Origin of the sequence: Kitasatospora sp. NPDC057518 (assembly GCF_042802075.1) — a bacterium.
GTDB lineage: Bacteria > Actinomycetota > Actinomycetes > Streptomycetales > Streptomycetaceae > Kitasatospora.
Window position 1 is genome coordinate 1 of the sequence record NZ_JBHVEU010000327.1, and the last position, 9,950, is coordinate 9,950.

5 protein-coding genes are annotated in these 9,950 nt (G+C 70.5%); 1 reads left to right on the forward strand and 4 read right to left on the reverse strand.

Annotation, left to right across the window (positions count from 1 at the left end):
- Positions 1-193: 193 nt before the first annotated feature.
- Complete coding sequence (locus ACFU7Z_RS27980) at positions 194-1,492, forward strand: alpha/beta hydrolase family protein (RefSeq protein ID WP_380780421.1); 1,299 nt, start codon at positions 194-196, stop codon at positions 1,490-1,492.
- Positions 1,493-1,550: 58 nt separating this feature from the next.
- On the opposite strand, the gene ACFU7Z_RS27985 is transcribed toward ACFU7Z_RS27980, so the two are convergent.
- From ACFU7Z_RS27985 to ACFU7Z_RS28000, 4 genes are all read right to left on the reverse strand, one after another.
- The gene (locus ACFU7Z_RS27985) at positions 1,551-1,859 is read right to left on the reverse strand and encodes a hypothetical protein (protein ID WP_380780423.1); all 309 of its coding nucleotides are present in this window, start codon (positions 1,857-1,859) and stop codon (positions 1,551-1,553) included.
- Positions 1,860-1,975: 116 nt separating this feature from the next.
- A complete protein-coding gene (locus ACFU7Z_RS27990) occupies positions 1,976-2,488 on the reverse strand; it encodes a hypothetical protein (protein WP_380780425.1) in 513 nt (170 codons plus the stop codon).
- 280 nt (positions 2,489-2,768) lie between these two features.
- Positions 2,769-3,074, reverse strand: coding sequence for a hypothetical protein (locus tag ACFU7Z_RS27995; RefSeq protein WP_380780427.1), 306 nt, complete (start codon positions 3,072-3,074; stop codon positions 2,769-2,771).
- 192 nt (positions 3,075-3,266) lie between these two features.
- Entirely contained in the window at positions 3,267-9,890 is a 6,624-nt protein-coding gene (locus ACFU7Z_RS28000; RefSeq protein WP_380780429.1) for an RHS repeat domain-containing protein, read from the reverse strand.
- Between the last annotated feature and the right edge of the window lie 60 nt (positions 9,891-9,950).

The window sequence follows — 9,950 nt, forward strand, 5'->3', positions numbered from 1 at the left end:
CCCTCGGCCCCCTCCCGCACCCGAGGGGGCCGAGGCGTCGACCGCACGCCCTCGGGGCCGCCCTTCGCGAGACCCCGCGCACGCCCGTTCCGCATCAGCCCGGGGATGTAAACCCGTGGGCCAATGCCAGATGACAGATCATCAATCCGCAGGCCGATGCCGCCCCCGCGCCCCACGTGACAGCGTTCCGCGCATGGACACCACGCCGATGGACACGACGCCGACGGGCACCACGCCGATGGACAGCACGCCGACCGCCCGCCCCACCGGACCGAGCCGCCGCCGCATGCTCGGCGCCGCCCTCGCACTGGGCGCCGCCGCGCCGCTGGGCCTCGCCCACGCCGCCTCGGCCGCCCCCGCCTCCACCCCCGCTTCCTCCACGGGCACCGGCACCGGCCCCGGCTCCCCCGGCCGCCTCACCCTGCCCGCGCCCACCGGCCCCTTCCCCGTAGGCATGGTGCCGCTGCACCTGCGCGACGAGGCCAGGCTCGACCCGAACGCCCGACCCGGAAAGTTCCGCGAGCTGATGGCCACCGTCTGGTACCCGGCCCGGGCCGCGGCCGCCGACGCGTACCCGCTCGCCCCCTGGATGACCGACGGCGCCCTGAAGGCCTTCCTCGACGACGCCGGCTTCCCCCTCCCCCTCTCGCTCGCCCCGCTCACCGCCGGCCACCAGGGCGCCCCCGTCCACCGGGCCGGCCGGCCGCTGCCCGTCGTCGTCTACTCGCACGGCGCGGGCAGCCACCGCGCCGACCACACCATCGTGGTCCAGGAGTTGGCCAGCCACGGCTTCGCCGTCGTCACCGTCGACCACACCCACGACGGATTCACCGAGTTCCCCGACGGCACCGTCGTCACCCGGGACGGCGTGGCCCCGGGGCTGGCCCCGAAGGACTACGCCGCCGACCTGCTCTTCCTCCTCGACCGCGTCGTCGACCTCGCCAACGGCCGCAACCCCGACGTCGACGGCCGCACCCTGCCGACCGGCCTGCTCGGCAACCTGGACGCGCGGAACATGGGCGCCTTCGGCTGGTCCAAGGGCGGCACCGCCGTCGGCCTCGCCATGGTCGCCGACCAGCGCATCCGCGCCGGGCTCACCCTGGACGGGCGGATGGAGTCGAACCCCGCCATCACCACCGACATCGACCGGCCGTTCATGATGATGACCGCCCGCTACACCCGGGCCACCAGCCCGTTCATCGAGACCTTCTGGGGCCACCTGCGCGGCTGGCGCCTCGACGTCCAGGCCACCGGCGCCATCCACAGCTCCTACGGCGACAACATGACGCTGATCCCGCAGGCGGGCAAGCTGCTCGGCATGACCGAGCAGGACATCCAGTCCCAGGTCGGCACCCTCGACCCCGACCGCGGCGTCCTCGTCCAACAGGCCTACCCGCGCGCCTTCTTCGACCTCCACCTGCGGGGCCGGCACTGCGGCAACCTGCTCGACGGACCGTCGACGGCCTTCCCGGAGGTCGTCTACCACCCGTAGGCCCGGTACGGCGGGCGGCCGTCACGTGGGTACGGCCGCCCGCAAGGCCAGCAGACGCTCAACTCCCCTCCCTGATCTTCGGGTTGACCGCACAGAAGTAGACCCGGCCAGTCTGCTTGTCGAAGGAGAAGCTCCCCGAGTACTGGGTCCGGGTGACCGACTCGTCGAAGGCCCTGCTGTGGAGCCACCTGGTCGGGTCACCCACCTCGGCGGCGATCTCCTCCGGGACACCGCACCCGATGGAGACCTCCTCCCACGTCCCGTTCGCCGTGATCTCCGCCAGCGTCGCCGGCTCGACCCGTGCCCCCCCTTGCATACTCACGTCGGTCGGCCCGGGAACCCACGTCACGGAGTTCTGCGTCAGCACCCGACCGACCCACATCGCCGCCGACAGCGAACCCAGCAGCGGGAAACGGCGCGTCAGCAGTTCGGCGTCGGCCAGACAGATTCCGCCCGCGCACCGGGCCCGCGGCGGCCAGCCCCTCAGCACTGCACGACACGGCCCTTCTCGAAGCCGAGGTCGAGACGATCCTCGTCCGGCTTCCCGTTCCGCTGGACGGACACCCGGTACTCCCCCTGGAGATTCCTCGGGATCGAGGCGGTGTAGACGGTGCGCCGGGCCCCGGCGAGGTCGACCGCGTACACCTGGCGGACCGGGAAGTCCCTTCCCTGGCACGACAGACGGTCGATCGTCTCACCGCTGGCCATCACCCGCAGCACCCACGATGCCTCCCCGTCGCGTTCGCGCAGCCCCGGGTCCACGAAGACGCCGACGCCGGGAACCCGCCGCCCGGAGGTCTCCTCCACCGTCTCGCACCAACCCGCCATGACGCTCTCCGACGCGGCGCACAGACCCCCGGTCCGCTCCGCCTGCCAGATCAGCTCCGGCCCGTACCCGCCGTCGTACTCGACCAGCGTGAACCGATCACCCGCCGGCGCCGTCCCGTTCTCCTTCGCCGTCCGCAGGATCACCTGCTTCGAGCTCTCCGCAAACACCGGCCGGACCACGGGCGCCGACGTGACACCCTTGCCCGCCACCCCTCCGGCCCCACCCCCGCTGCACGCACTGGCAGCACACACCAAACCCACCAGGAGCACCCGGAACACCACCGAACGTCCCACCACGTGAATCGCCTCCCCCACCGAAGACCGGCCCCTTTCCCGTTCGTCGTTCTCATCAGCCGGCACGTGCACGTGCCCCCGTCCTCCGGACGGGCCTCGCCGGGATTTCCACTCTCCGGGAACTCGGCCGAAGCAACGCGCACCTGGCTGCTGATCAGGACTTGGTCATCAGGATTCCTGGTTCCTTCAGCAGCCAGAGATCTTTCCCGTTCTCCTGAGCCGTCAAGTAGAAACCGCAGGCTCCCCCGTCGCCCTTCCGCTTCGCCACCACATGAAACCCGGGACCCACGTCGTCAACGAAGGATTCCCGCCAATGCCCCTCGATCTCCACCAGCTGCGCCTTGTCCGCCGCGGAGCCGCTACACACGTACGCCGGCACCTGTGCGGACCCCAGCTTTCCTTCCTGAAGCAGCTCGACGACAGCCGTCCCGCCCGTCCACCGCCCGATCGGATCGGGCATGTCAGGCCAATCCGGCCGGATCACCAGCCATACGGCCCAACCTGTCCCACACATGACCAGTAGCCCGCCGAGCAGACTCCACAGGACAACCCGCCGTCCCTTCACGCACCCCTCCTCAAGATGTTCACGGGCGACGCGGCGGGGTCGCCACAAAGGACGCCCCGCCGCGTCTCAGTATCCGAACGTATCGGCTCAGCCCTTTTCCCAGTCGTCGAAGTCACTTCTCCGGGCATAGTTCCCGGAGGCCAGGTATTCCCGAGCCGAATCGATGATGTAGGTCATCGCGGGCGATGGCCTGATGTCCCAGCTCGCCAACTCCGGCGGCCCGAACTTCTCTCGGGCCGCCTGGCCGATCGCTCGGCCCTTCACGTTGTTCATCAGGTCGGCTATGTGGTCCTCCTGCGAATCCTTGGAGCCGTACGCCTCGTGGGCATCAGCCCACTCCCACGCGGCCTGCTCCCCGAAGTTGTACGTGAGCAGCCCTTGCCACACGGCGTGGTGAAACGCGTTCGACTCGTCGCTGTCCCTGCCCTTCGGGACATCAGGATATTCCGTGTACTTGAGGTCGTCCGCCGTGTATTTGATGAGAGCCGCCTGGCCGCATTCCAACAGGTGCGTTTTGCAGAGGTCCCACTCGGCAGGCGCCACCAGGTCGTCCTTCTTCTTTGCCTTCGGGTGCTCCCCGTTCTCATCCCAGGTGTACGGGTATTTGGTCTTCTGGTTGTACTTCTTCAGTTCGGAAAGCCCGTAGTTCCTGCGGGCCAGCCTCATCATCTCCTGCGCTTTCTGGACCTCCAGGTAGAGCTGGTAGCGGAACTGGCGGATGGGCTCCTCGGCCTTGATCTGCTTGACGATCGCCGGATAGTTCTCCCCGAAGCCTTCGATCTTGGTACCCATGTTGGAGCACTTGGCCATCCCGTTGGCGCACTCCTCCAGCGCCATGCCGGTCGGGTCGGTCTTGTCCACCGGGTTGTTGTTGCTGTAGGCGTAAGCGTTCCACTGCTGCGGGTCCTCGGGGAGGATCAGCGGGTCCGGGCTGAGGAAGCGGCCGGTCCCCGGCTGGTACTGGCGGGCGCCGAGGTTGGTGAAGCCGGTGGCGTCGTCCTTCAGGCCGCCGACGTAGCCCTTGTCGCCGGCCCAGGAGTTGGCCGCGCCGGAGCCGCGCAGGACGCCGAACGGGTCGGTCCAGCGGCGGGTCTCGGTGCTGGTGGCCGAGTCGATGGAGAGCGTGCCGGTGTTGTGGTGGTCGGAGAACTGGTAGGTGAGCTTGGTCGGGCCCTGGCGGACCAGGGTGACGCCGCCGGGCATGGTGTAGTAGCGGGTGCCGGTGCTGGTCTTGCTGCCGGTGTCGTAGACGAGTTCGTCCCCGCCGCCGAGGTTGACCGTGACCTTGCCCGGGTTGCGGCGGATCAGCTGGTTGCCGTCCGCGTCGTAGACGTAGCCGGTGGTGGAACTGCCCTGCTTCATCGAGGCGAGCTTGCCCTCGGCGTCCCAGGTCAGCTCCGCGCCGTTGGCCGCGTCCACGGCGTTCCAGGTCTTGGAGTCCCACTTGGGCACCCAACCCGGTGCGTACACCATGAACTTGCCGTCGTCCTGGACGACCGCGAAGTACTTGCTGTTCGGCCCGACCCACGACTGCGAGGACCAGAGCGGGACGCGCTGCGGGTCGTAGACCACGAAGTTGCCGTCGTCCTGCATGGTCGCCCACGCACCCGGGTGGTTCGCGGTGTTGGTCGACCAGGTCACCAGGCCGGTGCGCAGCGAGGTCAGCACCAGGTTGCCGTCGGTCTGCATGGTCAGCTGGACGGAGTTGGAGCGCACGGACTCACCGGGGTTGAGCACGAAGCCCGCGCCCAGCGTCTTGTTGGCGCCCGGGTTGGCGGTCTTCGTGGTGTTCCCGGCGGCGTCGTACTGGTTGCCGCCGGGAGTGCTGCCGTTGTTGGGGAAGGTGGACTTCACCGTCGTCGGCGCGTGCGGACCGCCGGTGCCGCCGCCCGTGCCGGCCGCGGTGGTCGGCGTGTTGCGGGTGCCCGGGGCCGGGAAGGCCTGGTCGATCGTCAGGTCCTTCGAGACGTCGCCGGTCGGGTTGTGCATGACCAGCTTGGTCCGGTTGCCGACCGCGTCGTAGGTGTAGTCCTGCCAGTACGCCGCACTCCCGCCCACCGTGGTCTTCGCCGGGGCGACCGCACCGCTGGTCGGCGTCGCATTCGCACACGCGCCCTGACCGGCGAGCGACGGGGTCGGCTGGTTCAGCTTCCCCGTGTCCGACCAGGCCGAGGTCAGCCGGCCCAGGTAGTCGTGGGTGAAGCACTGGAGGTCGGTCGCGGCCGGAGTGTTGTTCGGGATCGTCCGGATCGCGGTGATCTGGCCCGCCGGGTCGTACGCGTAGGTGGTGTTCTGGACGGTGCCGGTGCTCGATGTCTGCTTGTCGACGTACTGGGTCAGCACGCGCCCGGTCGGCTCGTCGTACGTGTTCGTCGCGACGATCTGCGTGCCCCACGGGTTCATCGTGGTACGGATGTTACGCCCGTAGGCATCCCAGTCCGCCTGCCGCAGATAGGTGTAGCCGGCCCCGCTCATGTCGTTGAGCTTGCCGTACATGTCGTAGTTGTAGTTGACCGACTCCTGCGCCAGGTCGCCCGCCGCGGCGCGCCCGTCGGCGACCAGGGCGCCGGTGATCGGGTTGTAGGCGGCCGAGTAGTCGAAGGTCACCTGCTGCCCGGTCTTGCCGATCTCGTCGCCGGGGATGGAAACAGTGGTCTTCGTCGGGCGGTAGGCGGTGTCCAGTGCGGTGATGGTCTTGCTGTACACGGCGCCCTTCGCACCGCCGACGTATCGGATGGACGCCGCGCTCTGCCCCTTGGCGACCGTGTCGTAGGTGAATCCGGTCAGCTGGTTCGCCGGGTCCACCGTGCCGTTGAAGGTTCCGGTCTTCCGCCCCAGCAGGTCATAGCTGGTGGCAACGGTCTGACCGCGCGCATCCGTGGTGGTCGCGACCCGGCCCGCCGCATCGTAGGCGCGGGTCGAGACGCCGGACTCCGGGTCGTCCGCCTTCACCTGCCGACCGCGCTGGTCGTACGTGTAGCTCCACGTGTTGCCCGCCGCGTCGGCCCTGGTCGACGGCTGGCCGCCCGGGGTGTAGGTGTAGCGGGACACGTCGGCGTCGGCCGGGTTGCCGGTCGCGGTAGGCGTCCGGTACTGCCACAGCTGGGCGGTGCGGCCGCGGGCGTCGGTGACGGTGCTGGTGGCGGTCGCGCCCGTCGGCGGCGACACGTCGACCCGGTCCGCCCCCGGGTACGCCGTGGTGGTCGTGGTCTGCACCTTGCCGAGGGCGACGAACTGCGTACTGACCGAACGTCCCAGGCCGTCGAGTTGGACCACGTTCTGGTGGGGCACCATCGCGCCGTCGGGGATCCACCGGGTGGTGCTGGGGCCGGAGGTGTCCTCGTAGTAGTTGTCGTAGGTGCGGTTGACCCGCCCCTGCGAGTCGTAGAACGAGTCCGTGATCATCCGGCCGTGGTAGGCCGAGACTGCCGGGTCGCCCTGGGTCTGCACCGTGCGGCCGAGCCCGTCCAGGATCTTGGTGGACGTGCTGTAGGTGTGGCCGTCGGCCCGCAGGGACCTGGCGATGGTGGTCGAGGGCGACTTGGCACCGTTGACAGCGTAGTCATAGGTATAGGTGGCCTCGGCCGCAGTGTCCCGCCCGGGCACCCAGACCGCCTTCAGTCGACCCAGGCCGTCGTAACTCTGAGTCACCTTGCGGTCGTTGGCGTCGGTCGTGGTGAGCACCAGCGCGCGGGACGGGTTGAAGGTGACGGTGGTCGTGCGGGGTGTGCCCGCGTCCGGTGCGCCGGCCGGGGCCGGGGAGCCGGTGACCACCTTGCTCGGCAGTTCGCCGGGGCCGGCGGGGGTGTACGCGGTGGTGGTGACAGCTCCGTTCGGATTGGCCTCGTCGCTGACGGTCGGGTCGGTCTCGGAGGTGACCCGGCCGTACGCGTCGTAGCCCTTGGCCGCCGTAGTCACGTACTGCGCGGCGCCGTTGGCGTCGTAGCGGTCCAGCACCTGCGTGCCGGTGACCTCGCCCTTGGCGTCCGAGGCGCCGAAGCCCTGGCCGTCGTAGAGCGTGCGGGTGTCGGAGACCGTGTTGGCCGGCGTGGCGTCCGCGGTGCAGGCGTTGGCGCCGGAGATCACGTAGGTCTCGGAGATCCGCCCGGTCACCAGCTGACCCGGGGAGGTCGCGTAGCGGTACCGGGTGCAGATGTCGGGCGTGCCGTCGGCGGTGCTCAGCGAGGTGGTGGTCCGGTTGTTGTTCGCCGGGTCCGTCGAGGTGACCGTCGAGGTGCTCCGGGTCCCGGTGGTCGTCACCGAGGTGCTGACGGAAGTGGACGTGGTCGACAGGTAGTTGGCCACCAGGTCCGGCAGCCCGGCGCGCTTGTGGGTGGCGGTCGGCTTCAGGCCGGCGGTGCGCTCGTAGGAGTTGACGGTGTAGGCGACCGGCGTTCCCGCGGGGGCCGCGGCGTCGGCGTAGGTGTCCGTCTCCAGGACCTGGCCGGACAGCCACTCCTCGTCGGTCCTGCTGCCGCTCTTCACCCCGGCGACGGACGCCGCCTTGGCGCTCCCGTTCGCCTTGATGTCGCCGTTCATGCCCTGGTAGTAGCTGGTCGTCGACTTCGCCTGCGGCCCGTCCTTGCCGGAGCCGGTCACCGTGGTGACGCCGGCGTAGCCGCGGAACTGGTCCCAGGTGCGGTAGTCCGCCTCGACGAGCGCGCCGTCGTTGCGGTGCCAGGCCGCCGGGCCGTAGGTGTACGAGGTGGTCGTCGCCACCGCGCCGGTGACCAGCTTGGCGTTCGGGTCGACGGTGACCGTCTCCACCGGGTAGCGCAGGAACCAGTCGTCCACCGTGGCCTGCACACCGGTGTCGAACCACTTCACCGGGAAGCAGCTCCTGTCGTTGTTGTCCGCCGAGGCCGGCATCCTCCCGGCCGTGCGCGAGCAGGACTCCTTGGCGTACGACACCAGGACCGTGCCGCCGGTCTCGGTGCCGATGACCGCCAGGCGCGGGCGGTTGTAGCGCGGACGCGCCGGCACCAGTCCGTCGACGCGGTTGGGCAGCAGCTCGTCGGTGAAGGTCACCTCCGGCAGGGACTGCTCGGACTGGCCGTTGGCGGTGTCCTTGCCGGTGCGCTTCACCGACTGCAGCCAGGCGATCGGCGCGTTGTCCGTCGCGTTCTGCGGCGTCTTGAACTCGTGGACGAAGTCGTACCGGTCCACCGGGCGGTAGGTGGCGCCGGAGCGGATCGAGGTGGTGACGGAGTTCAGCCACAGCGTCGACCAGTAGGTCGGGCCATAGTTGGTGCAGGCGCCGGTCTCCGGGCACTGCTTGTCCATCGGGACGTCCGGCCAGTTGGCCGCGTTCGCCGCCGTGCGCTGTGCCGGGTCGCAGACCGCGCCGGACTTGCAGCGCTCGCCGGCGGTGAAGTCGATCTTCGCGGCGGGCTGGAACGCGCCGTTCGCCCCGAGCTGGTCGGACAGCAGCTGGCCGTAGCCGATGGAGGCGAGCACGCCGCCGCGGGTGTACGACGTGTTCGTGCCCTTCCCACTGTTCTGGGCGCCGCCGCGCGCGTACACGTTGGTCTCGGGCGTGTAGGAGTAGGTGGTCAGGTTGTCGTGCGGGTCGACCACGTAGTCCAGGTTCCAGCGCCACGCGGTCTGGCACCAGGAGCCCTTGCCCTTGGCCGCGTCGTAGCACGGGTCGCCCGGGTTGGGCGAGTACACCGGCACCGTCCAGGCCGACCTGCTCTCCGGGCCGACCTTGGCCGGCGCACCGTTCGCCGCCGGGAGCTGGTTGAGGCCGAAGTAGAAGACGCTGCCCGAGGCCGTGTCGGTCACCTTCAGGTACGAGCCGTTCCAGGTGCCGTTGTTGGCGCCGGTGAGGAACTCGACCTTCGTGCCGTCGTCCCGCTTCAGTCGCCAGGTGCACTTCGACTGCTCGTCGGCGGCGGCGCCGCCCTTGGCGCAGGACTCGTCGTCCGGGACCAGCTCACCGGAGTGGCCGCCCAGCGACAGCGTCAGGTTGGCGCCGCCCCAGCACTGGTCGCCCGAGCCGGGGATGCCCGCCTTGTCGCAGCCGCGGTAGCCGCGCTCGACGTAGCCGGCACCGAGGTCCCAGCCGTCGCCGATCCAGGAGGCCTGCGCGTTGGTGGAGGCCGTCTTGCCGTCCACCGCCGAGGAGTCGTAGCCGAGCGACACCGACGGCGCCGTGCCGCCCAGGGCCGGCGGGACCACGATCGGGTAGCTGTACGTGAACGAGCCGGCGGAGCTCCCCGCGGCCCACGCCTGGCTGGGCGAGAGCGGGGTGGCGCTGTAGGTGCCGGTGCCGCTCTCGGGGGCGCCGTTCAGCGCCAGCAGCAGCTGCGGCGCGGCCGCCGGGGTTCCGGCCGGGGCCGCCTCGGCCCGCTGGGGTGCGCCGGCCGCGCTCGCGGCAGGCAGCTCGACGTCCGCGACCAGTCGCTTGGCCTGCTCGTCGTACTGCGCGGCGACCGGCGTACCGGTCCGGCAGCCTTCGGCGTCCGGTGTGGTCAGCGCGCACTCGGGCAGGGCGGTGAGCCGGGCGCGGTGCGCGAAGTCGCCGCCGAAACCGAGCGAGCCCAGGTCGATCCCGACCCGGACCTTGCCGTCGCCCGCCACGCCGTCGGCGCGCGAGAGCGCGACCAGCGTGCCCGGCACACCCGCGGCGGCCGCGGCCTTCGGGTCCGCGACCTGCACCTGCACCGAGGCGGCCGGTGCGGCGGCCCCGGCGACCGGCGCCAGCCACACGGGCAGGTCGCCGGCCTGCCGGGAGGCGCCGGCGGCGGGCTGCCGCCCGTCCGGCACCGC

Coding starts and splice junctions, on each gene's coding strand:
- ACFU7Z_RS27980 (WP_380780421.1), top strand. CDS start 194: ATGGACACCACGCCGATGGACACGACGCCGACGGGCACCACGCCGATG.
- ACFU7Z_RS27995 (WP_380780427.1), bottom strand. CDS start 3,074: ATGCCCGATCCGATCGGGCGGTGGACGGGCGGGACGGCTGTCGTCGAG.